At 72.4% G+C, this 22,899-nt stretch carries 21 protein-coding genes; 8 read left to right on the top strand and 13 right to left on the bottom strand.

Features of this window, described 5'->3' with window-relative positions:
- Positions 1-157 precede the first annotated feature (157 nt).
- Positions 158-1,489 carry a Na+/H+ antiporter NhaA gene (nhaA, locus tag V5O40_RS16275; protein ID WP_332906222.1) on the top strand — a complete coding sequence of 444 codons (1,332 nt, stop codon included), beginning with the start codon at positions 158-160 and terminating at the stop codon, positions 1,487-1,489.
- A 17-nt stretch (positions 1,490-1,506) separates the two neighbouring features.
- Here nhaA and V5O40_RS16270 read toward each other — a convergent pair whose 3' ends face one another.
- From V5O40_RS16270 to V5O40_RS16230, 9 genes are all read right to left on the bottom strand, one after another.
- Positions 1,507-1,797, bottom strand: coding sequence for a hypothetical protein (locus V5O40_RS16270; protein WP_332906221.1), 291 nt, complete (start codon positions 1,795-1,797; stop codon positions 1,507-1,509).
- The gene (locus tag V5O40_RS16265) at positions 1,794-2,144 is read right to left on the bottom strand and encodes a DUF1622 domain-containing protein (protein WP_332906220.1); all 351 of its coding nucleotides are present in this window, start codon (positions 2,142-2,144) and stop codon (positions 1,794-1,796) included. Before V5O40_RS16265 ends, V5O40_RS16270 begins: the two co-directional genes overlap by 4 nt.
- 99 nt (positions 2,145-2,243) lie before the next feature.
- Positions 2,244-2,831, bottom strand: a complete 588-nt coding sequence (locus V5O40_RS16260) for a TMEM165/GDT1 family protein (RefSeq protein ID WP_332906219.1) — start codon at positions 2,829-2,831, stop codon at positions 2,244-2,246.
- Between the two features lie 260 nt (positions 2,832-3,091).
- Positions 3,092-4,057, bottom strand: coding sequence for an L-histidine N(alpha)-methyltransferase (gene egtD, locus V5O40_RS16255; protein WP_332906218.1), 966 nt, complete (start codon positions 4,055-4,057; stop codon positions 3,092-3,094).
- A 75-nt stretch (positions 4,058-4,132) separates the two neighbouring features.
- Entirely contained in the window at positions 4,133-4,879 is a 747-nt protein-coding gene (gene egtC, locus V5O40_RS16250; RefSeq protein WP_332906217.1) for an ergothioneine biosynthesis protein EgtC, read from the bottom strand.
- A 22-nt stretch (positions 4,880-4,901) separates the two neighbouring features.
- Positions 4,902-6,236: an ergothioneine biosynthesis protein EgtB gene (gene egtB / locus V5O40_RS16245; protein WP_332906216.1), complete on the bottom strand. Its 1,335-nt coding sequence runs from the start codon at positions 6,234-6,236 to the stop codon at positions 4,902-4,904.
- Positions 6,233-7,468 (bottom strand): ergothioneine biosynthesis glutamate--cysteine ligase EgtA, encoded by a 1,236-nt coding sequence (gene egtA / locus V5O40_RS16240; RefSeq protein WP_332906215.1) that lies wholly within the window; start codon positions 7,466-7,468, stop codon positions 6,233-6,235. Before egtA ends, egtB begins: the two co-directional genes overlap by 4 nt.
- Positions 7,469-7,739: 271 nt before the next feature.
- Positions 7,740-8,483, bottom strand: coding sequence for a hypothetical protein (locus V5O40_RS16235; protein WP_332906214.1), 744 nt, complete (start codon positions 8,481-8,483; stop codon positions 7,740-7,742).
- A 1-nt stretch (position 8,484) separates the two neighbouring features.
- Complete coding sequence (locus V5O40_RS16230; RefSeq protein WP_332906213.1) at positions 8,485-9,126, bottom strand: RNA polymerase sigma factor; 642 nt, start codon at positions 9,124-9,126, stop codon at positions 8,485-8,487.
- A gap of 501 nt (positions 9,127-9,627) precedes the next feature.
- Between V5O40_RS16230 and V5O40_RS16225 the strand changes: the two genes are divergently transcribed.
- From V5O40_RS16225 to V5O40_RS16205, 5 genes are all read left to right on the top strand, one after another.
- Positions 9,628-10,992 (top strand): serine/threonine-protein kinase, encoded by a 1,365-nt coding sequence (locus V5O40_RS16225; RefSeq protein ID WP_332906212.1) that lies wholly within the window; start codon positions 9,628-9,630, stop codon positions 10,990-10,992.
- A 105-nt stretch (positions 10,993-11,097) separates the two neighbouring features.
- Complete coding sequence (locus V5O40_RS16220) at positions 11,098-12,360, top strand: nucleotide sugar dehydrogenase (RefSeq protein WP_332906211.1); 1,263 nt, start codon at positions 11,098-11,100, stop codon at positions 12,358-12,360.
- Positions 12,361-12,540: 180 nt separating this feature from the next.
- On the top strand, positions 12,541-13,998 hold the full coding sequence (locus V5O40_RS16215; protein ID WP_332906210.1) for an LVIVD repeat-containing protein: 1,458 nt from the start codon (positions 12,541-12,543) through the stop codon (positions 13,996-13,998).
- Positions 13,999-14,146: 148 nt separating this feature from the next.
- Complete coding sequence (locus V5O40_RS16210; RefSeq protein WP_164447321.1) at positions 14,147-14,368, top strand: DUF2188 domain-containing protein; 222 nt, start codon at positions 14,147-14,149, stop codon at positions 14,366-14,368.
- Between the two features lie 157 nt (positions 14,369-14,525).
- Positions 14,526-15,749 carry an ArsB/NhaD family transporter gene (locus tag V5O40_RS16205; protein ID WP_332906209.1) on the top strand — a complete coding sequence of 408 codons (1,224 nt, stop codon included), beginning with the start codon at positions 14,526-14,528 and terminating at the stop codon, positions 15,747-15,749.
- Positions 15,750-15,802: 53 nt separating this feature from the next.
- Here the strand turns inward: V5O40_RS16205 and V5O40_RS16200 are convergent, their stop codons facing one another.
- The 3 genes from V5O40_RS16200 to V5O40_RS16190 all read right to left on the bottom strand — a co-directional run bounded on the left by V5O40_RS16200 (position 15,803) and on the right by V5O40_RS16190 (position 19,259).
- Positions 15,803-16,621 (bottom strand): MerR family transcriptional regulator, encoded by an 819-nt coding sequence (locus V5O40_RS16200; protein ID WP_332906208.1) that lies wholly within the window; start codon positions 16,619-16,621, stop codon positions 15,803-15,805.
- Between the two features lie 68 nt (positions 16,622-16,689).
- The gene (locus tag V5O40_RS16195) at positions 16,690-18,300 is read right to left on the bottom strand and encodes an asparagine synthetase B family protein (protein WP_332906207.1); all 1,611 of its coding nucleotides are present in this window, start codon (positions 18,298-18,300) and stop codon (positions 16,690-16,692) included.
- Positions 18,301-18,302: 2 nt separating this feature from the next.
- Entirely contained in the window at positions 18,303-19,259 is a 957-nt protein-coding gene (locus tag V5O40_RS16190; protein ID WP_332906206.1) for a DUF5715 family protein, read from the bottom strand.
- Between the two features lie 223 nt (positions 19,260-19,482).
- Here V5O40_RS16190 and V5O40_RS16185 point away from each other — a divergent pair, with 223 nt between their 5' ends.
- Entirely contained in the window at positions 19,483-20,337 is an 855-nt protein-coding gene (locus V5O40_RS16185) for an alpha/beta fold hydrolase (protein WP_332906205.1), read from the top strand.
- Positions 20,338-20,386: 49 nt separating this feature from the next.
- Here the strand turns inward: V5O40_RS16185 and V5O40_RS16180 are convergent, their stop codons facing one another.
- A complete protein-coding gene (locus V5O40_RS16180) occupies positions 20,387-20,962 on the bottom strand; it encodes a TetR/AcrR family transcriptional regulator (RefSeq protein ID WP_332906204.1) in 576 nt (191 codons plus the stop codon).
- Positions 20,963-21,117: 155 nt separating this feature from the next.
- Here V5O40_RS16180 and V5O40_RS16175 point away from each other — a divergent pair, with 155 nt between their 5' ends.
- On the top strand, positions 21,118-22,857 hold the full coding sequence (locus V5O40_RS16175; protein ID WP_332906203.1) for a DEAD/DEAH box helicase: 1,740 nt from the start codon (positions 21,118-21,120) through the stop codon (positions 22,855-22,857).
- The last annotated feature ends 42 nt before the right edge of the window (positions 22,858-22,899 follow it).

The following is a 22,899-nucleotide window of genomic DNA, read 5'->3' as shown; positions in this document are numbered from 1 at the left end:
GCGCCCCGGGCGGCTCGGCTCTCTCCTGTGGGAAGAGTCGCGTCGGCTCCGCTCGCGACGGCCGTCGGCACTGGATAGGGTCTTGCACGGGTGTGCCGGGAAGCCTGGTCGGCGATGGTGCCGTGCTGCCCTCCGACGGACGAGGTGGACCTCACGTATGACCGACCAGAACCCGCCCCCTGAGCGCCGCGGCGTGAGCCGCCTGTTCTCCCGTACCTCCTGGCCGGAGGCGCGCTTCCTGGCCGACGTGCTGCGTACCGAGACCGTCGGTGGGGCCCTGCTCCTCTTCGGTGCCGTGATCGCGTTGGTCTGGGCGAACTCACCATGGGGTGACGCCTACGCGGAGCTGGGCCGGTGGGTGCCCTGGTCCGGCGGTGCCGCGCTGCACCTCGACCTCGACCTCGCCACCTGGGCCGCCGACGGCCTGCTGGCCATCTTCTTCTTCGTGGTCGGGTTGGAACTCAAGCGCGAGTTCGTCGCCGGTGAATTGCGCGATCCGCGCCGGGCCGCGCTGCCGGTGGTGGCGGCGGTCGGCGGAATGGTCGTGCCGGCACTGATCTTCGTGGCCGTCAACGTCGCCGGCGGTGGCGACGGACTGCGCGGTTGGGCGATCCCCACCGCCACCGACATCGCGTTCGCGCTGGCGGTGCTGGCCGTGATCGGGGCCTACCTCCCGCAGGGACTGCGGGCTTTCCTGCTCACCCTGGCCGTGGTCGACGACCTGCTGGCCATCACCATCATCGCGGTGTTCTACACCGACGACTTCAGCGTGCTCCCGCTGCTCGGCGCGCTGGTGCCGATCGCGGTGTTCGGCCTGCTGGTGCAGCGTCGGCGCACCTGGTGGTGGGCGCTCATCCCGCTCGCCGTGGTGGCCTGGACCCTGGTGCACTCCTCCGGCGTGCACGCCACGGTGGCCGGCGTACTGCTGGGCTTCACCGTACCCGTGCTCGCCGGCAAGGGCGGCGACGCACGTCGCCCGATGCCGGGTCTCGCCGAGCACCTGGAGCACGTGTGGCGACCGGTCTCGGCCGGCTTCGCGGTGCCGGTCTTCGCGTTCTTCGCCGCCGGCGTCTCGCTGCGCGGCGCGGACCTCGGCGCGGTGGTCACCGACCCGATCGTCCTCGGCATCGTGCTCGGCCTCGTCGTCGGCAAGTGCGTCGGCATCCTCGGCTCCACCTTCCTGCTGGCCCGGTTCACCCGGGCCAGCCTGGACGAGGACATCAGCTGGTCGGACCTGCTCGGGGTGTCGTTCCTGGCCGGTATCGGCTTCACCGTGTCGCTGCTCATCGGCGAACTGGCCTTCGGCTCCGACGGCGCCGAGGGCGACAACGTCAAGGCGGCGGTGCTGGCCGGCTCGTTGATCTCGGCCTTGCTGGCCACCGTCGTGCTACGGCGGCGCAATAAGGTGTACCGGGCCATCGCCCTCAAGGAGCAGGCCGACGAGGACCAGGACGGCGTGCCGGACGTCTACCAGAAGCCGGCCGGCTGACCACCGCGCCCGCGTACTCACCCGGGCAACGCCCGGTCGACCCGTTCGGCCGGGCGTTGCCCGTCTCGCGCCCGTCGGCGGAAGTCCGCGCTCAGCGCGGTACGCACCAGCAGGCGCAGCGCCACGATCGCCACCAGCACGGCGATCTCCGTCCAGGACTGCGCGCCGGTCAGCCGCAGCAGGCCGGCGGCGAGCAGCATGTCGAGCAGCACCCCCAGGGCCGTCGCGCGGGAGCGCGTGGTCAGCAGCGCCACGGTCGCGCCGAGCACGCCGAAGGCCGTGATGAGCGCGGACAGCAGCATCCTCATCGGTCGTCGACCTGCCGCTGCTCGTGTTCGATCTCCCGGCCCAGCACGTAGTTCAACACCGTCCGGATGGCGGCGATGGCGGCCAGTTGGCCGATCTGCGCGAAGGTCGGCGACAGCGCGGTACGCAGGATGTCCGCCGCCAGCTGGAACTCCAGGCCGAGGGTCAGGAAGCGCCCCAGGGACAGTCGGATCCGGGTGAACACCGCGGCGTCGCGGTGGCGCAGCCCCTCGACCACGAATCGCAGCGCGGCCATGGCCGCACCGACGACGATGACGAACGCGCCGACCAGCTCGACCCCGGTCACCAGCAGCTGGTGACCTCGTTGGAGGATGACCTCGACGTCCACCCCGGCGCCTTACCCGGCCTGCATCCGGGTAGTCGACGCCCGGCGGGCGCACGGGTGGAGCCCCGGTCAGCGCGGTCGCGGGCCGGGTGTCGACGGCGCTCAGCGCAGCTGGGTCACCGCGTCGACGATCAGCCAGACACCGCTGAGGGCGAAGAGCGTGGCGGCGCCGTACCTGATGGTTCGTTCCGGTAGTTTCCGGCCGAGCAGCCGGCCGGCGACGATCGCCAACGCGTCGGCCGCGACCATGCCGATGGTCGAGCCGATCCAGGTGCCGAACCAGCCGTACTGGGTGGCCAGCGTGATGGTGGCGAGCATCGTCTTGTCACCCAGTTCGGCGAGGAAGAACGCGACGCCGACGGTGAGCACGGCCGACCGGCCGCCGCGGGCGGCACGACGCTCGTCGTCGGCGGTGAGCCGGTCCCCCCGCAGCGTCCACGCGCCGAAGCCGAGGAAGGCCAGACCCGCCAGCAGCGAGATCCAGCCGGTCGGCAGGGTCGCGCCGAGGCCGTGGCCGATCGCCACCGACGCGAGGTGCACCAGGGTGGTGGCCACGGTGATGCCGATCAGCACCGGCAGCGTGCGGTACCTGGTGGCGAAGGCCAGCGCCATGAGCTGGGACTTGTCTCCCAGCTCGGCGACGAAGATGACGCCGAAGCTGACCACCAGCGCGGCGAGGAACCCGTCCATGATGTCCTTCCCGGATCAGGCCGGGAAAAGGGGTGGGACGCCCTCGACCCGGCCACGACAGCCTGGTCGAAGGTCTCGCCCGCCGTCGCCGAAACGAGGCCGGGTGGCCGGATGCGGAACGCACCAGTATGTCGACCACGCCGTTATGGGCTACTCCCCTTCGCTGTGCCCACCCTAGCCGATCACCCTCCGGTGCCGCACCGCGGTACAGGGGCGGCCGGGCCGGCGGCGACATGGTCCGCGCGGACGGTGCGCTTCGCTCACTCGGCGCGGGCGAGGGTCACCCCGAACAGGCCGTCCGGGTCGGTCCAGAACCGCTCGGTACGAAAACCCGCGGCGGCCAGCTCAGCCGCGATCCCCTCGGGGCGGAACTTCGCCGACACCTCGGTCCGCAGGTCCTCACCGGCGGCGAAGCGCACATCGAGGTCGAGCACCCGCACCCGCATGGACCGCTCCGCCCGCAGCCGCATCTCGATCCACTCCTGTTCCGGATTCCAGAGCGCGACATGGGCGAACGCCGCCGGATCGAAGTCGGCGTCGAGTTCCCGGTTGAGCACCCGCAGCACGTTGCGGTTGAACTCGGCCGTCACCCCGGCCGTGTCGTCGTACGCGGGCACGATCACCGCCGGGTCCTTGACCAGGTCGGTGCCGACCAGCAGCCAGTCACCCGGCTCCAGGGCGGCCCGCATCGCGGCGACGAACTCGGCCCGTTCCACGGGCAGCAGGTTGCCGATGGTGCCACCCAGGAAGACGACCAACCGCCGTCCACCGGTCGGCAGGTGGTCCAGGTGGCGGGTGAAGTCGCCGACGATGCCGCGTACCCGCAGCCCCGGGTAGTCGGCGGCGAGGGCGGCGGCGGACCCGGCGAGCGCGCTCACCGACACGTCCAGCGGCACGAACGTCCCGAGGCCGCCGCGCTGGGTGAAGGCGTCCAGCAGCAGGCGGGTCTTCTCCGAGGAACCGGAACCCAGCTCGATGAGCGTCTTCGCGCCGGTCAACTCCGCGATCTGGACCGCCCGCTCGGCCAGGACGGCCCGCTCGGCCCGGGTCGGGTAGTACTCCGGCAGGCGGGTGATCTCGTCGAACAGCTCGCTGCCCCGGGAGTCGTAGAACCACTTCGGCGGAAGCCACTTCTCCGTGGCGGTCAGCCCGAGGCGTACGTCCTGCCGCAGGCTGCGGCTGATGTCCTGGTCGTCGAGGTGGATCTCGAGTGGCTCAGCGCCCATCTGCTGTCCCCTTCCGTCGTGTCTGACAGGTGCGTGCGGCTGCGCGCACGCCCGGTGGTGCGTCGTCGGCCAGCCTCACCATGCGGCCAGTTCCCGCTGGCGCACCTCGGTCGCGGTGGCCTGCACGAGCTGTCCCTCGGGCACCTCACGCCACCCCGGTTCGTCGTCGTGCGGCTCGGAGACCAGCAGCACCGAGCCGGCGGTGGCGCGCAACGACAGGGCGTGCCCGGCCGCGCTGGCGACCACCGTGTGACCGTCGGTGAGCAACAGGTTGAGCCGGGACCCGGGTGCCGTCGCGGCGACCGAGGTGACCGTCTCGGCGACCGCCCGGGCCGGCGCGACACCGGCGCGCAACCGGTCGCGGACCAGCGCCCACAGCAGCGCCGAGTCGGTGGTCGCGTCCAGGGTGAGCAGGTCCCGTACGGGCAGCTCGGCGGCGAGCGGGACCATCGAGTCGGGCCAGCCGCGCACCACGCCGTTGTGGCTGAACAGCCACCGCCCGTCCGCGAACGGTGCGGCGGCGGTGTCGACGATCGCCATGCCGACGGTGGCCGAGCGGACGGCGGCCAGCACCGCGCCGGCCGAGGTGACCGCCGCCAGCTCGGCGATCGTCGGGTCGCTCCAGATCGGCTGTGCCCGGCGGTACCGCACCGGCGCGGCGCCGTCCGGGTACCACCCGACGCCGAAGCCGTCGGCGTTGATGGTCCCGCCGCCACGCATGTCGCGTGGCGCCCAGGACTGGCGCAGCAGTGAGTGCGGCGGGTCGAACAGCAGTTCCCGCAGGGTCACCGGCGGCCCCAGATAGGCCAGGTGTCGGCACATCAGACGACCGGCTTTCCGACCGTCACCGGTGCGCCTCGTCGGGCCGGGCGTCGCGAGCGCAGCGGAAGCCGCTGAAGATCTGCCGCCGGATCGGGTAGTCCCAGTTGCGGAACGTGCCGCGGCAGGCCGCCCGGTCGGTGCCGAACGAGCCGCCCCGCAGCACCTGGTGGTCGTCGCCGAAGAAGACCTCGGAGTATTCCCGGTAGGGGAAGGCCGCGAAGCCCGGATAGCCCCGGAAGGGGGTGGCGGTCCACTCCCACACGTCGCCGATGAGCTGGTGCACGCCCAGCGGCGAGACGCCGGCCGGGTAGGCGCCCACCGGTGCCGGCGACAGGTGCCGTTGGCCCAGGTTGGCGTGCGCGGAGGTGGGGTCGTCGTCGCCCCACGGATAGCGTCGGGACCGGCCGGTGGCCGGATCCCACCGGGCGGCCTTCTCCCACTCCGCCTCGGTGGGCAGCCGCTTGCCCGCCCAGGTGGCGTACGCCTGCGCCTCGTGGAAGCAGACGTGCACCACCGGCTCGTCGTCGCGAACCCGCTCCCAACGGCCGAACCGCAGGTAGGACCAGCCGTCGCCGTCCCGCTGCCAGTGCATCGGCGCGGCGATCCCGGCCTGTCGGCGGTGCCGCCAGCCCACCTCGGTCCACCAGCGCGGGTCGTCGTATCCCCCGTCGGCGATGAAGGCGCGGTACGCGCCGTTGGTCACCGGTGCGGCGTCGATGACGTACGCGGGCAGCTCCACCCGGTGGGCCGGCCGCTCGTTGTCCAGCGCCCAGGGGTCCGTGTCGGTGCCCATCACGAACGGGCCGGCGGGCACCAGCACCTCGGCGGGCACCCGGACGGTCGGCTCGGGTGGCGGCGACGCGTGCAGCGCCACCGGGCCGGACCGCAACTGGTGGGTGGCGAGCATGGTCTCGTCGTGCTGCTGCTCGTGCTGCACGATCATGCCGAAGGCGAACCCGTCGGCGACCAGCCGGGAACTGTCGAAGGTGACGCGGTCCAGCAGGTCGTGGACCTTCTCCCGAACCGTGGCCACGTACGCCCGGGCCTCCGCCGGGGGCAGCAGCGGCAACGACGGGCGGTCCCGACGCGGTTGCTTGAACGCGTCGTACAGGTCGTCGATGTCGCACCGGACCGCCTCCCGCCCGCCCACGTCGCGCACCAGCCAGAGCTCCTCCTGGTTGCCCACGTGCGCCAGGTCCCAGACGAGCGGGGACATCAGCGGTGAGTGCTGGCGCATCAGATCGGCGTCGTCCACCGCCTCGGTCAGCAGGGCGGTCCGGGCACGGGTCCGGGCGAGTTCCGCCGCGATCCGGTCGCGCAACCCCTCGGTGTCACGGTCGGTGCTGGTGTCGGTCACGGCTGACTCCTCTCCGCGGCGGCACACCGCCGTCGTAGTCCCTGGTCGATCTCGCGGTGCAGGGCGGGCGGCAGCTCCAGCCTCGGGAGCGCGCTCCGGGCCAGGTCGAGCAGATCCGTGGCGGCGCGGGCCAGGGTCGCGTCCCGCAGGCCGTACCGCGCGGCGCGGTGCCAGCCGTCGGCGGCGGGCGCGGTCACCGCGATCGCCGCGTCGATCGTGTCGGGGCCGCTGAGCAGGGCGCTGAACACCGCCAACGGCAGGATCCAGCCCCGCCCCGGTTGGGCGTCGAGGTATCGGATCTCCAGGTAGCCACGCGGACGCACCGGCGGGAAGAGCGTGCTGACGTGGTACTCCAGGTCGTCGACGCGCGGCGGCCGGTGCAGCGCCCCGTCGATCCAGTCGGCGAACGTCACCTCCGGTGGTGCGGTCCAGTCCGGACCGTCACCCCGCACGCAGAGCAGCGGCGCGGCCAGCACGTAGGCCGTCCAGGCGGCCACCGGATCCCGGTCGGCCCGGTCCGGCGTCCAGACCGGGGCGGTCCGGGCCGGGTCGATGCGCCACCACGCGCCCATCCGGGCCGACGCCCAGCCGGTGTCCCGGCCGGCGTGCCGGCTGGCGGTGGCGAAGGTGGCGAGCAGGGTCGGGCCGGCCGCGTGTACCAACTGCCACCGGGCCCGCAGCTGCTCGGGCTGCCCGGCGTCGAGGCAGATCTGCAGGCCGGCCGTGCTGTACATCATCGTCCGCCCGTCCGGGCCGCGCCGGTCGAAGACCTGGCGCATCGCCCGGTAGCGGGGGGTGTCGATCACCGACCGGGGTGGTCGGTACGGATCGATGCCGGATCGGCCGAGAGTCAGGCCGGCGGCGTCCAACAGTCTGGTCGCCTGCGCCACGTCGGACTGGGTGGCGTCGATCAACGAGGTGACGCGGGCTCGCGGTGGGGTGGAGATCTCCAGTTGCCCGCCCGGCTCGACGGTCATCGCGCCGCCCTGGAGCAGGCACAGGGCCGGGCTGGTCGGGTCCAGCGTGGTGGGGGCGTACGGCCCCAGCGCCGCGCGCAGCCGCGCGGCGTCGACGGGGCGGGCCGGATCGACGGCGTCGTGGACCGTCCATTCCAGCTCGACCCCCGTGAGGGTGGGTGGACCGGTCTTGAAGCAGATCCGGGCGAGGTGCCGGGCAGCGGCGGCGCGGTCCCGCAGCACCGGGATCCGGTCCAGCTCCGGTGACATCACCATGCTTGGCTCCCTTCCCGATCGGATCCGCCGCCACGGTAGCCCACCCCGGTGACATCGCCGCCCGGTGAAGCTGAACCACCCGGTGCCGGCGCACCGGCTCCGAACGCCGGGCACGTCGCCGTGACCGGCTGGGGACGAGGCGCTTCGTCCGATGTCGGCCCGGACGATGTCGCCACAACCTGTCTAGCAGGGGCACACCGCGCGTCGAAAGGATTTCACGATTCGGTCGAATTCGGTCCGGGTGGGACGCCTGCCGGCCGGCCGGCCGGACTCAGCCGCCGGGGCTCGCGGTCGGCCCCGCGTCGGTGCCCGCCCGCAGCTCCCGGCAGTACTCCTCGACGTGTTCCGCGCCGCCGGCCGCGACCACCAGCTCCTCGAACGCGGGCTTGCGTAGCGCCTTCTCCCGCTGCCGTTCCGACTTGGCCAGGTAGGCCCGACACAGCCCCGGCCGGTCGGTGGTGTTGTCCGAGTTGCCGGGACCGACGTACCCGCTGGTCCCGGGGCTCGGCGTCGCCGACGCGCTCGGCGACACCGAGGCGCTCGGTGACCGCGTGGGCACGGAGGTCGCCGTATCGGTGGGCGCGCCGGTCGGGGTCGCGGTGGCCTCGCCGGCGGGCGCGCGGTCGTCGGCGCCGGGTGCCGGCACGGACGGGCTGGTGACCACCGGTGACGTGCCCGGCCCGGCGCGGTTCAGGCCGACCCCGGCCAGGGCGGCGCCCGCCGTGGCGGCGGCCACCAATCCGGCGATCCAGGCCACGGCACCGGCGGTGAACCGGTGCCGTCGTCGCCGGGCCGCCGGTACCGCCGCTTCCGACCGGCGGGCGGCCCGAAACGCCGCGACGGCGGCCTCCTCGCCGGCAAGTTCCCGCTCCCGGGCCGGAGCGGCGGCGGCCCGCAACAGGTCGGCCAGCGGGCCGGTCGGGCCCGGTGCCGACCGGGCGTCCGGGGCGGCGTCCAGCAGCCGCTCGTGGTCGGCACGACGCGACCGGCGCAACATCAGCAGCAGTCCGCGCATGTCAGCCGTCCACCGGTTCGATCTGGGGCGGGAGGCCGGCCCGCCGGGTGTCGGTCCGGCTCGGGCCCTCGTCCTGTCCGGCCGCCGCGTCGCCCGGGGCGGTGGCCGCTCCTCGCTGGTCCAGCAGGACGGCCAGTCGGCGCAGGCCGCGGTGGGCGGCGGTACGCACCGCACCGGCCCGACGGCCGAGCACCCGTCCGGCGGTCTCCGCGTCGAGCCCGATCACGGCACGCAGCAGGACCGCCTCGGCCTCCCGGGGCGGCAGGCTGGCGATCAGCGCGAGCGCCGCCTCGGTACCGAGGGTCTCGCCCGCCCGCTCGGCGGTGTCCGCGTCCCCGGCCAACTCGCTCAGTTCCTGCACCGGCACTGACAGTGCGGGGCGACGGCGCTGCCGGCGCAGGTGATCCATGGCCCGGTTCCGGGCGATGGTGACGGCCCAGGCACGAAATTCCCCACCGGTGAAGGTGGGCAGGTCCCGGGCGACCTGCAACCAGGTCTCCGACGCGACGTCCTCGGCGTCCGCGCCGACCAGGGCGGTCAGGTAGCGCAGCAGCCCGGGCTGCAGGGTGCGGTAGAGCTGGCGGAAGGCGTCCTCGTCACCGGCCCGGGCTGCCGATACCAGGTGGTCCAGTTCACCGGGCACGGTCGCACCGCCGCCGGCCCACCGGCCGCTCACGCGCCGCCCGCCTGGCCGGGGCACGCGACGGCTCGGCCCGCTGCGCGCGCCGAACCGAGATCCGCATTCCACCCCCGACCGAACCGGGCCGGTGCGGCCCGGTAGCGGATTCTCGCCGACAACGCCGGGGACCACAACCTGGACCCGCGCGACCCGCGCCGCCGACCTGATCGGGCTGAGGTCGGGACCGCCGACGCCCCTCGACCGGGCGGAGCGGGCGTACCGGCAGTGAGAATTGTCTACCCGTCGTCGCTGCGGTTCGCCGTAACGCGGCGCGGGGCGACGACGCTGCGGCCACCGGCAGCCCGAACGTACCGGGCGGTACCGACGACGATGTCGCGCCCGGTGCCGGCGCGGTCACCAGCTGACACGTCCGTGGCCCGACGCCGACGGACGTGTCGGTAGCGGCACCGGGACGGCCCGACCCGCCGACGCGCCGGTCGAGCCAGCTGTGGGTACGGTGGTGCCGTGTTGTCTTCGGAGGTCGTACTCAGCGGCCGGTACCGCTTGGACGAGCGTGTCGCCACCGGCGGCATGGGCGACGTCTGGCGGGCAACCGACTTGATCCTGGGCCGGCAGGTCGCGGTCAAGGTGCTGCTACCCGCGCTCGTCTCCGATCCTGACTTCATCGCCCGGTTCCGCGCCGAGGCGCGGATCATGGCGGCGCTGCGGCACCCGGGGATCGTGCAGGTCTACGACTGCGGTGAGGACGATCTGCCCGACGGTGGCCGAGCCGACTACCTGGTCATGGAGTTCGTCACCGGTCAACCGCTGTCCAAGCGGATCGAGGCCGAGGGCCGCCTGGACGTGGGCGTGGCCATGTCCGTGGTGGCCCAGGCGGCGCAGGCGTTGCACGCCGCGCACCTCGGCGGGATCGTGCACCGCGACGTCAAACCGAGCAACCTGCTGATGCAGGAGGACGGCACGGTCGTCCTGGTCGACTTCGGGGTCGCCCGGTCGACAGACGTCACGAGCATCACCAGCACGAACGCCGTCCCGGGCACCGCCCTCTACATGGCTCCCGAGCAGGCCGCCGGGCGACCGGTCTCCGGGGCGACCGACCTGTACGCGCTCGGCGCGGTCGCCTACTGCTGCCTGACCGGCAGTCCGCCGTTCACCGGCGACAACCCCCTCCAGGTCGCCGTCCGGCACCTCGACGACCCGCCACCGGAACTGCCGCACGACATACCCGAAGCGGTCCGGGTGCTGGTCGACCGGGCGCTCGCCAAGGATCCGGCCGACCGGTTCAGCAGCGGCGCGGCGATGGCGGAGGCGGCCCGGGCGGCCGTTTCGGAGGGCAGCCTGCCCAGCACGGTGACCCCGATGGGCCCGGCGCTGCGCGACGCGGGACCGGACACGCGCACCGGGCAGCCGGTGTTCGACCCACGGCCACCGGGACGACGACGGCGCGGCAAGCTGGTCGGCGCGCTGACCGCCGTGCTGGTCGGGATGACGGCGCTCGGTGCGGCGCTCGGCGCCACGCAGGAGGCGAACACCCCGGCGGTCAAGCTGCCGACCACCGCGCCGACGGTCGAGTCCAGCGCCGAGGACGAGGCACCGCCGAGCCCGCAGGAGAGCGCACCTGCCCAGGTGCCGTCACTGCGTCCGGCCAATTCGACGACCCAGGCGACCGAATCCCCCTCGCCCTCGCCGTCCTCGCCGCAGCCCAGCGAGTCGAGCGCACCCCCGTCGCCGGAACCGACCACGCCCAGCACCGGCCCGGAGCCGACGGACACGCCCAGCAGCCCGGCGTCGTCGACACCTACCACCCCGTCGACGCCCGCCACCACACCCGAGGTGGATCCGGGCACCGGCGACGGCGGGGACGGCTGACCACACCAGCCTCAACCTTCCCGAAATCCCCGAAACGGACGTACGACACCACACCGCGCTCTAGGCTCCTCACCAGCAGTTATCTCCTACGGTGCGGGAGTTCGGGTGAGCGTGGAGAAGTTGGTCGTCGTCGGCCAGGGTTACGTCGGTCTGCCACTGGCCATGCAGGCCGTCGAAGCCGGTATGGACGTGGTCGGCCTCGACGTCGACGCCGACCGGATCAAACGGCTCGCCTCCGGCGAGTCGTTCGTGTCGGACATCCCGGCCGACCGGCTCGGCCGGGCCCTGGCCAGCGGTCGCTACCAGCCGAGCACCGAGTACGCCGACGCGAAGGACTTCGACGTCTGCGTCATCACCGTGCCCACTCCGCTGCGCGACGGCACCCCCGACCTGAGCTTCGTGGAACAGGCCGGTACGGGGATCGGACCGTACCTGCGGCCCGGCTGCACGGTGGTCCTGGAGTCGACCACCTACCCCGGCACCACCGAGGAGCTGCTCCGCCCGCTGCTGGAGGCGGCCAGTGGCCTGCGCAGTCCCGGGGACTACCACCTCGGGTACAGCCCCGAACGCATCGATCCGGGCAACCCGACGTGGCAGTTGGCGAACACGCCGAAGGTGGTTTCCGGGGTGGACGCCGCCGCGTTGGCGCGGGTCGACTCGTTCTACCGGCGGCTGGTCCAGCGGACGGTGCCGGTCGACTCGACCCGGGTCGCCGAGCTGACCAAGCTCATCGAGAACACCTTCCGGCAGGTCAACATTGCGCTGGTCAACGAGCTGACGATGCTCTCGCACCAGTTGGACATCGACGTGTGGCAGGCCATCGGGGCGGCCGAGACGAAGCCGTTCGGATTCATGCCGTTCCGGCCCGGGCCCGGCGTCGGCGGACACTGCCTGCCGATCGACCCCTGCTACCTCTCCTGGCAGGTCAAGCGCCGGCTCGGCCGGCAGTTCCGGTTCATCGAACTGGCCAACGACGTCAACCACGAGATGCCCGAGCACGTGGCCCAGCGGGTGATGGCCGGGTTGAACCGCTCCGGGCGGGCGGTCCGGGGCGCCCGGCTGCTGCTGCTCGGGTTGGCGTACAAGCGCAACACCGGTGACATGCGTGACTCGCCGGCCGTCGAGGTCGCCCGGCGGCTACGGGAACTCGGCGCCGAGGTCCGGGCGGTCGAGCCGTACGCCGAGGCGCACCATCTCCCCGGCGGGGTGCTGACGGTGAGCCTGACCGAGCGTGAGCTGCGCGAGGCCGACGGGGTCGTGGTGGTCACCGACCACGACGTGTTCGACTACGACCTCGTGGCCCGCCATGCCCGATACGTCTTCGACACCCGCAACCGCTGCGCCGGCCCCACCGTGGAACGCCTCTGATGTGTGACGGTGGCGAACGGACGTCCACGCCGGGCGGTCATGCCACACCTTCTCCGAGTCGAGGTAGCCGCGATCGCGTCCATTCACATTGGACGCCGAATGTGAGCTGGATCACATCGACGAAACTCATCTGCGAGTAGGGTACGGCCAACGTCACTACCCTCTCGAAGGGCGTCGCCGATGGTCGGATTGACCCTGCCACGGGGGCGGCAACTGCGTATCGTCAGTGTGGCCGCCACCGGGCTCCTCCTCGCCAGCGTCGCCGTTGCCTCACCCGGCAACGCGCAGACGGTCTCGTCAGCGGCAACCGAGCCGGCCGCGGCCGTCGAGGCACCGCTCGGTGTCGACGAGATCGCCAGCAGCCCCAACCTCAAACTGATCGCCAACCTGCCGAAGCAGGCGCCGTTCAACACCACCGCGGCGCTCGGCACCGACATCGCCTTCCAGGGCAGGTACGCCTTCGTCGGCAACTACGACGGCTTCGTCATCTACGACGTCGCGAAGCCGAGCAAGCCGACGATCGTCTCCCAGGTGCTCTGCCCGGGCGCGCAGAACGACGTCTCCGTCTACGGTGACCTGCTCTTCCTGTCCACGGACGCGTCCCGCAACGACGACTCGTGCAGCAGCGCCTCCCAGTCCGCCACGATCAAGGAATCGTGGGAGGGCATCAAGATCTTCGACATCAGCCAGAAGGCCAGCCCGCGGTACATCAAGGCGGTCGAGACGGCCTGCGGCTCGCACACCCACACGCTGGTACCGGCGAAGGACCGGAAGTCGGTCTACCTGTACGTCTCCTCGTACAGCCCGAACGCCGCCTTCCCGGACTGCCAGCCGCCGCACGACTCGATCAGCATCGTCAAGGTGCCGCTCAAGAAGCCGACCGACGCGGCCGTGGTCGCCACGCCGAACCTCTTCCCCGACGGCGGCTACGGGGGTCGCACCGGGGGCTCGGCGACCTCCGGCTGCCACGACATCACCGCCTACCCGTCCAAGGACCTCGCCGCCGGCGCCTGCATGGGTGACGGGGTGCTGCTGGACATCAGCAAGCGGGAGGCGCCGCGGGTGCTGCACACCGTGCGGGACACCACCAACTTCGCGTTCTGGCATTCGGCCACCTTCAACAACCGCGGCACCAAGGTCGTCTTCACCGACGAGCTGGGCGGTGGTGGCGGCGCCACCTGCAACGAGACCGTGGGCCCGGAGCGCGGCGCCAACGCCATCTACGACATCACCGGTCGGGGTGACACGCGCCAGCTGGAGTTCCGCAGCTACTACAAGATTCCTCGGACCAACGGCGACACCGAGAACTGCGTGGCCCACAACGGCTCGCTCATCCCGGTCCTCGGCAAGGACATCATGGTCCAGGCCTGGTATCAGGGCGGCGTCTCGGTGTGGGACTTCACCAACTCCCGCAAGCCCAAGGAGATCGGCTACTGGGAACGCGGCCCGCTGTCGGGCGACCAGCTCATCATCGGCGGCTCCTGGTCGGCCTACTACTACAACGGGCACATCTACTCCTCCGACATCCAGAAGGGGCTCGACGTGCTCGAGCTCAACGACTGGCGGACGTGGACGGCCAAGCTCGCCTACTTCCGCGAGCTGAACGTGCAGACCCAGCCCAGCTACCTGAGCTGGTAGGACCAGCACACCGACCGGGCCCGGTCGCCCCCGCGGGGGGTGGCCGGGCCCGGTCCGTGCCGGACCACGCCCACCAGCCGCCGCAGTGGCCACGTTTTCCCCCGCCCGTCCCGGGTACCTCGTCCGTCACGCAGGGAAGGGGTGGGAGATGACGCGCAACGAGTACCACGTGGTGCCCGACGGCACCGGCTGGAAGGTCGAGCAGGGTAGCACCGTCGTCGGGACGTACGACACGAAGCAGCGGGCGGTCGAGGTCGGGCGCGAGACGGCGCACGGCAACGAGCCCAGCCAGCTCGTCGTGCACACCGCCGACGGGAAGATCGAGACCGAGTACACCTACCAGGACGACCCGTACCCGCCCGCCGGCTGAGCGGGCCACACCGGCGGCGGCCTGCCGACACCATCCACTCCGGGTGCGGTCGGCAGGCCGCCGTCGCGGTTGCGCTGTCACCGTCGGCCGTGCCCGCCGTCACCGGCAACGGCACCGGAACCGGCAGCGTACGCCGGGCGTGTCAGGATGGCCGACCGTGACCTCCGCCGGGGCTGCCCCGCCCGCCCCGATCCGACCGACCCGACGACGCCCGCACCCGCTCGACGCGATCGCCGTCGCGCTCGCCGTCGTCGGGGCCGGCTGCGTGGCGACCGGGCTGCTGCCCCGTCCCGAGGCCGCCGCCACCCTCGGCCGGATCCTGCCGCTGCTGATCTTCCTCGGCACCGTGGTGATCCTCGCCGAACTGACCGCGGCCGCCGGTGTGTTCGACGTGCTCGCGACCCGGTTGGCCGGCGCCGCCGGAGGCAGCTGGCCGGCACTGTTCGCGCTCTGCGTCGGCTTCGCCGCGGTGACCACCGTCGTGCTCAACCTGGACACCACCGCCGTGCTGCTCACCCCGGTGATGCTCACCCTCGCGGTCACGCTGCGCACCGCGGTGGCGCCGCTGGCGGTCACCACCGTCTGGCTGGCGAACACGGCCAGCCTGCTGCTGCCGGTGTCCAACCTGACCAATCTGCTCGCCGCGGACCGGATCGGGCTGGACCCGCTCACGTACGCGAGCCTGATGTGGCTGCCGCAACTGGCCGTGCTCGCGGTCACCACGGTGCTGCTCTGGTACTGCTGGTGGCGGCCGGACCGACCGCCGGGCAACCGGTTCCCGACACCGGCGCCGCACCGCCCGCCCGACCCGGTGCTGTACCGCGTCGCGCTCGCCGGTTGCCTGGTGTTCGTCGGCGCGATCCTGACCGGCGTGCCGGTCGGCCTCGGCTCGGCCGTCGCCGCCGGTCTGCTGGTGGTCGCCTTCGCGATCCGCTCGCCCGCCGCGCTGCGGTGCGCGCTGGTCCCCTGGCGGTTGCTGCTCTTCGTCACCGGACTGTTCCTGGTGATCCAGACGATCGGTCGGCACGGGTTGAACGACCTGGTGGTCGGGCTGGTCGGGCGGGACGGTGGGGCGCTGGGCGCGCTGCGCGCGGGCGGTACCGGAGCCCTGCTGGCCAACCTGGTGAACAATCTGCCGGCATACCTGGCCGGTGAGGTGGCGCTGCCCGCCGGGGAACGGCAGCGACTGCTGGCGCTGCTGATCGGCACCAACGTGGGACCGCTGGCGCTGCCCTGGGCGTCGCTGGCGACGCTGCTGTGGCTGGAACGCTGCCGGGCCGCCCGGGTCCGGGTACCGGTGGTGCGGTTCCTGGTGACGAGTGCCGCGGTCGCGGTGCTCGGCACGCTCGTGGCGGTCGGTGCCCTGCTGCTCACGGGCTGACCTGGACCACCGCGCGGCGGGTGGCCGGCCACCAGCCCGGCCACCCGCCCGGTTCAGGCCCGACGCACCGGCAGTTGCAGCTCGGTGACCCCCTTGTCGGCCTCCTCCGGCCAGTACTCCACGTAGAACTCGCGAGCGTAGCCGTCCGGCCGCCAGTCGTTCTCCTCGATCCACCGGGCCAGCACCTGCATGCTGCGGTCGGCCGTGTCCATCGGGCCGTGGTGGATCGTCGTCGCCGCCGTGATCTCCGGCAGTTCCACCACGGCGACGTCACCGGCCGCCGTTGCGCCTTCGATCCCCACCCCGGCGTGCACGACCACGCCCTCACCGTCGGCGGCCTGTTCGTACCAGGCCACCGCCGGTCCGGCCGGGTTCACCCCGGCCTCCTCCAACCGGCGGAACAGCTCCGGGTAGAGCGGCGTCAGTACCGGACCGATGTCCGCCGGCTCGTAGCTGCGGGCGACGGCACTCAGCTCCGCGACCCGGATCGGCGGCACCTGCTTGAGCACGACATCCTGGCTGGTCATCTGACCCTCCGTCTCGATCATGTGGAGCCTCGCCTCGACGCTCGACAGCCGCGCCGTGTCCGCCACCACCTGGGCCGCCAACTGGGCCCGGCGCAGCCGCAGCATGCCCCGCAGCTCACCGAGGTCGACAGTCTCGTCGAGGATCGACCGCACCTGGGCCAGGGTCAGCCCGAGGTCCTTCAGCGCGATCACCCGGTTGAGCCGACCCAACTGGGCGGCGGTGTAGTAGCGGTAGCCGCTGTGCGGGTCGACGGCGGCCGGCGGTAGCAGCCCGAGGCTGTCGTAGTGCCGCAGCATCCGTACCGACACGCGGCCGAGGCTGGCGAAGTCTCCGATGGTCAACATGGCACCTCCACGGTCGGCGCTGACACCGTGTCAGAGTCAAGCCTGGCCCACCGGCCGCCGGCAACGGCTCAGCCGGGCAGTGGGGCCTCGTCGCCACGGTTGCGGCGTGGGGACACCAGCCGGCGCATGATCGGGGTGGCGTTCCACTTCGCCGCGCCGACCAGGTCGCGGGCGTGTTCGAGCACCGTGTAGTCGGGTCTCGCCCGGCCGGCGGCGAGCGCGGCGTCCAGGTCGTTACCGCAGCGCGTCAGCACGCTGTCGAAGTCGCGGCGGACCGGCTCCAGCAGGTGGTAGCCGAAGGAGCGGTGCAGGCGGGCGAAGAGCGGCTTGTACAGCCGGGTCCGCTCGTGCAGCCCGGAGGAGTACGACATGGGGTTCTTCGGCCGACGCCGGATGTAGTCGGGCAGCAGGTCGGCGAACGCCCGCCGGACGATCCACTTCTCCTGGCCGTCCCGCATCTTCAACTCGATCGGCAACCGCATCGCCAACTCGACGAGCGCGAGATCGAGGAAGGGCACCCGGGCCTCGACGCCGAAGGCCATGCTGGTGCGGTCGACCCGCTGCAACTCGGTCCGGCACAGGTTCCGGATCTTGTGCAGGAAGAGTCGCCGGGACGCCTCCGGGCCGACCTCGTGATACATCGGGTAACCGCCGAACAGCTCGTCGGATCCGTCCCCGGTGAGCACGACCTTGACGCCGAGTTCCCGCATCCTGCGGAAGATCGGTACGGAGACCACGGCGTTGATGATGTCGCCGTACTCGGTCAGCTCCGATATCCGGATCGCCTCCCGCACGTCCGCCAGGCGGATGTCGCGCGGACGCAACTCCACCACCTCGTGCGCGACCCCGAGGTCCTTCGCCAGCCGCCGCGCGTACGCCAGGTCGGGGCTCTGCGGCACGCCGACGGTGACGGCGACGCAGTCCGGGTGGTACCGCGCCGCGTGCAACAGCGCCAGGGAACTGTCCAGGCCACCGGAGAGCACCACGCCGACCGTGAGATCGGTGTCCAACCGCACCCGGAGGCTGTCGGTGAGGGCGGCCCGGACGAGCAGGGCGGCCTCGTCCGGGTCCGCCACCACCGGCCGGCCCGCGCCGAGGGCGAGCAGATCCACGTACGGTCGTAGCTGGACCTGACCGTCGGCGTCGGCCCAGCCATGGTGCCCCGGCGGCACCTCGGCCACCGGCGCGCCCAGCCGGACCAGCGCCTTGATCTCGCTGGCGAGGTGCAGGCAGCCCGGGGTCCACGCCCAGTACAGCGGCTTGACCCCGAGCGGATCCCGAACCAGGTACGCGCGCCCGGTGGCCCGTTCCACCACGACGAAGGCGTACTCGCCGCGCAACCGGGTCACCATCCGCTCGCCCCAGTGCTCGAACGCGGCGAGCACCACCTCGGTGTCGCTGGCACTACGGAACCGGTGGCCGAGAGCGGTCAGCTCGGTCCGCAGCTCGTGGTGGTTGAAGACCTCGCCGTTGTAGCAGAGCAGCCAACGCTCGTCGGCGGAGACCCAGGGCTGCACCGCGCGCTCCCGGTCCACCACCCGCAGCCGTCGGGTTCCGGCGAGCAGTCCGTTCTCGTGCCGGGTCTCGGTCACCTCGCCCCGTGGCGCGAGCGTGCCGAGCATTCGCCGGAAGATGGCGGGATCGGCCTCCGGGCCGATGCTGAGCATGATCCCGCACATCGTCAGATCCCCATCTCGGCCTCGTACGCGCGGCGCAGCCGCAGCGCCGCCGACGGCGCGAGGCAGATGTGCCACGCCTGCCCCTCGTCGATCACGTTGATCTCGCCGGCTCGCTGCCGGTTCAGCAGCAGCCCGGCCAGGGTCTCGCGCACACCGAAGCGGCGGTACCAGTCCATCTCCACGTCCACCGCCCAGCCCAGGCAGTGGCCGCTGGGCACCATCGCGGCGTACCCGAGGCGTCGCAACCGGTACTGGTGTTCGGCGCTGCGGACCAGGCTGGTCACCCACAGCGGCGGGGCGCCCGCCGGGGTGGCGGCGGCGAATTCACGCCCGATGTCGTTGAGCAGCGCGATCACCTCGCGGCGGGCCCGGCGGAACAACAGCCCGGCGGTACGCGGCGTGGCGTCGGGCAGCACCCGACGACGCAGCGCCCGCACGCCCCGGCCGACGATCGTGCGGGGCTGCTCGGTGTACTGGAACCGCAGCAGGTCCCGGCGCCGCAGCCATTCGAGGTCCACCAGCTCGGCGCTGTGGTTCACCTGCGTGTCGGTGAGGAACGTGGCCGCGTCGCGCCACCACATCACGTCGACCCGCGACAGCAGGTAGATCCGCACGAGGGCGGCCAGGTCGGTGGCGGAGCTGCGCTCGTTCGGCTGGTAGCGGGCCATCTCCAGCAGCAGGGTCTCGCGGGCTCCGATCAGGCCCTGGGAGGTGGCGTCGAGCACCCGCACGATGGCCGGCTCCCGCAGTCGCTGGTCGATCAGCACCTGACGGGCCTTCGCGCTGCCCTCTCCGGCCAGCGCGCTCACCTCGACCAACAGCTCGGCCACGGCGTCGCGGTAGGCCGCCAGGTCGGGCGGGGCCGCGGCGAGCGGTCGCACGACGCCACGGGGGCGACGGCGAGCTGGTGTGACGGCAGGACCGGATCGGTGTCCCGGGCTTCGGCTGGGCACTCGCATGATCGGTCCTCTCTGCGGCCGCGATGATCGCTCGTAACAGAAAGTAACGTCACCGATCCGGATGAGTCTGAGCAATACTCCCGTATACCCCTAAGGCGTGGCAGAACACGCCGACGGGCGGGCACCGCCTCGGCGACGGACAGAACGGACCCGACCGAGTCATGTACCATTCGGTACATGACCGTGCCGCGGAGGTACGCCCGATCGACAGGAGGCCCGGTCGATGCCGACCATCACCCTGACCGCCGGGACGATCGACTACACCGACACCGGCGGTGACGGACCGGTCCTGGTGCTGCTGCACGGGGTGAACATGGACGCGACACTGTGGCGTCGGGTGGTCGCCGAACTCGGTCCGGCCGTGCGCTGCGTCTGCCCCACACTGCCGCTCGGCAGCCACCGGCGACCGATGGCCCGACCGGAGCTGGTCACCCACCGCGGCGTCGCCGCGCTCGTGGGAGAACTGCTCGACGCGCTGGACCTGCGCGAGGTGACCCTGGTCGCCAACGACTGGGGTGGCGTGCAGTTCCTCGTGGCCGACGGACCGACCGACCGGATCGCCGCTCTGGCGCTGGTCGCCTGCGAGGCGTTCGACAACTTCCCACCGGGAAGACCGGGCAGGGCGGTGGCGAAGAGCGCGCGACTGCCCGGTGCGCTCCGGCTGTCGATGCACCTGCAGCGGTTCGGCTGGTTCCGCCGCGCCCCCGGTGCCTGGGGATGGATGAGCAAGTACCCGATTCCCGACGAGGTGATGGATGCCTGGTTCCGGCCCGCGCAGCAGGACCGGGCGATCCGACGGGACCTGCGCACCTTCGCGCTGTCCACCCCGTCGAAGGCGGAACTGCGGGCCCTGCCCGACCGGGTGGCGTCGTTCGACCGGCCGGTCCTCGTGGTCTGGGCCCGCGAGGACAAGCTCATGCCCCGGTCGCACGGGCCCCGGCTGGCGGCGCTGTTTCGGCGGGGCCGGCTGGTCGAGATCGACGACAGTTACACGCTGATACCCGAGGACCAGCCCCGCCGGCTCGCGGCGGAACTCGCCCGGTTCGTCAGCACCGAGGTGAACCGCCCACGTCACTGAGTCCGCCCACGACCGAACGCGTCACCGGGTCACCGGCCGCGGCGAGAGGTCACCCGGCTCGGCTGGTCGGACGCGTGGAATCCAGGAAGGCCGCCATGGTGGCGTCGGCCGTTGCCCGGTCACCGGTGAGCGCCAACTCGAACAGCACGCCCCGGGTCATCGCCATCGCCATCCGCGCCTGTGTCCGTGCCCGCCCGGGCGGGTGGCCCACCTGCTCGAAGAACCGACCGAGCTGGTCGGTCCAGACAGTGATCCAGGTGCGCAGCGCATCGGCCCACCCGTGCCCCTGCATCGCCGCCGCCGACATCTCGAAGAACAGCGGCGCGAAGGCCCGGTCGTCGGCGAGCCGGACCCAGAACCGCCAGGCGCCGTCGTACGGGTCGTCCATCACCTCGCGGAGCAGCGATTCGAGCAGTTCCTGCTGGGTCCGCCAGACGGCCTCGACCATCGCGGTGAGCACCCCCTCGCGGGAGCCGAAGTGGTAGATCAACATCCGGTGGCTGGTGCCGATCTCCGCGGCGAGCGTACGCAGACTCGTGTCGCCGACGCCGTTGGCCGCGAAGTACGCGATCACCCGCCGCAGGAGAGCCTCCTGCGGGCCGCCGGCCGGCACCGTGACTGTCACGACCCGATGCTAGGTCACCGCAGGTCCCCGCCCGGGTTGCCGATCAGCTGTCGATGAGCCCGCGTCGTCCGTGGTCGCGCCGCCTCGGGCGACCCCGCGCACATCTTCGGGTGGTCGCCGCAGCGGACCGGTGGGCGTGATGAAAGGCTTGACCCATGAGTTCCACGTCCGTACTGCCCGACCCGTCCACCGAGCCGCCCGCCTTCACGGACCTCGGCCTCCGGCCCGAGCTGCTCGCCGCGCTCGCCGCGCTCGGGTACGAGGAGCCGACGCCGATCCAGCGGGAGGCGATCCCGCCGCTGCTGGCCGGCCGGGATCTGCTCGGGCAGGCGGCGACGGGCACCGGCAAGACGGCGGCGTTCGCCCTGCCGCTGCTGCAGCGGATGCCCGACGACCGGGCCGGCGAGGACCCGGTCGCGCTGGTGCTGGTGCCGACCCGGGAACTCGCGGTGCAGGTCTCCGAGGCGTTCCACCGCTACGGCAAGGACCTCGGTGCCCGGGTGCTGCCGATCTACGGAGGGCAGCCGATCGGTCGGCAACTGCGGGCGCTGGACGCCGGGGTCGACGTCGTGGTGGCCACGCCAGGTCGCGCCCTGGACCACATCGCCCGGGGCACGCTGCGGCTGGGCAACCTCGCCACGGTGGTGCTCGACGAGGCGGACGAGATGCTCGACATGGGTTTCGCCGAGGACATCGAGGCGATCCTGGAACACGCCCCCGAGCAGCGGCAGACGGTGCTCTTCTCGGCCACCATGCCGGCGCGTATCGACGGGATGGCCCGAGCGCACCTGACCGACCCGGTACGCATCCTGATCGCCCGCGAGCAGCCGGTGGCCGGCGAGGCCCCCCGGGTACGGCAGAGCGCGTACCTGGTGGCACGGGCGCACAAGCCGGCGGCGCTGGGGCGGGTGCTGGACGTCGAGTCCCCCACCGCGGCGATCGTGTTCTGCCGCAGCCGGGAGGAGGTGGACCGGCTCACCGAGACGATGAACGGTCGCGGTTACCGGGCCGAGGCACTGCACGGCGGCATGAGCCAGGAACAGCGGGACCGGGTGATGGGGCGGCTGCGCGCCGGCACCGCGGACCTGCTGGTCGCCACCGACGTGGCGGCCCGTGGGCTCGACGTCGAGCAGCTCAGCCACGTGGTCAACTTCGACGTGCCGTCGGCGCCCGAGTCGTACGTGCACCGCATCGGCCGGGTGGGCCGGGCCGGTCGGGAGGGGGTCGCGATCACCCTGGCCGAGCCCCGGGAGCACCGGATGCTCAAGACCATCGAACGGGTCACCGGCCAGCGGATCACCATAGACAAGATTCCCACGGTCGCCGACCTACGGACCCGCCGCCTGGAGCTGACCCAGGCCGCGCTGCGGGAGAGCCTGCTGGAGGACGACCTGGATCCGTTCCGGGTGATCGTCGAGACGCTGAGCGACGAGTTCGACCTGATGGAGGTGGCGCTCGCCGCGGTGAAGCTGGCCCACGAGGCGACGCTGCCCGGTTCCGACGAGGCCGAGGAGGAGATCCCGCAGGTCGCGGTCCGCCCGCCCCGGGAGGGCCGGGCGGCCGGGTACGAGGGCCGGGGTGAGCGCCGGCCGGCGCGTCCCCGCACCGCCGGCACCACCCAGGTCTTCATCGGGGTGGGCCGACGGGCCGGGGTACGCCCGCAGGATCTGGTGGGTGCGATCACCGGCGAGACCGGGGTCCGGGGCAGGGACATCGGCTCGATCGAGATCGCTGATCGGTTCTCCCTGGTGGAGGTGCCCGTGGCGGTGGCCGACGAGGTCATCGCCGGGCTGCGTGGCAGCACCATCAAGGGCCGTAAGGCCACCGTCCGCCGGGACCGCGAGGGACGTCCCGAGGGCCGCTTCGACGGCGGCGACCGCCGCGACCGCCGCTGAGTCCGGTCCCCTCCGCACCCGGAGACTCCGTCGCCGCTTCGC

Source organism: Micromonospora palythoicola, assembly GCF_036689795.1.
Taxonomy (GTDB): domain Bacteria; phylum Actinomycetota; class Actinomycetes; order Mycobacteriales; family Micromonosporaceae; genus Micromonospora; species Micromonospora palythoicola.
Note: the sequence above shows the minus strand (reverse complement) of the source record. Positions and strands in the feature narration are given on the sequence as shown.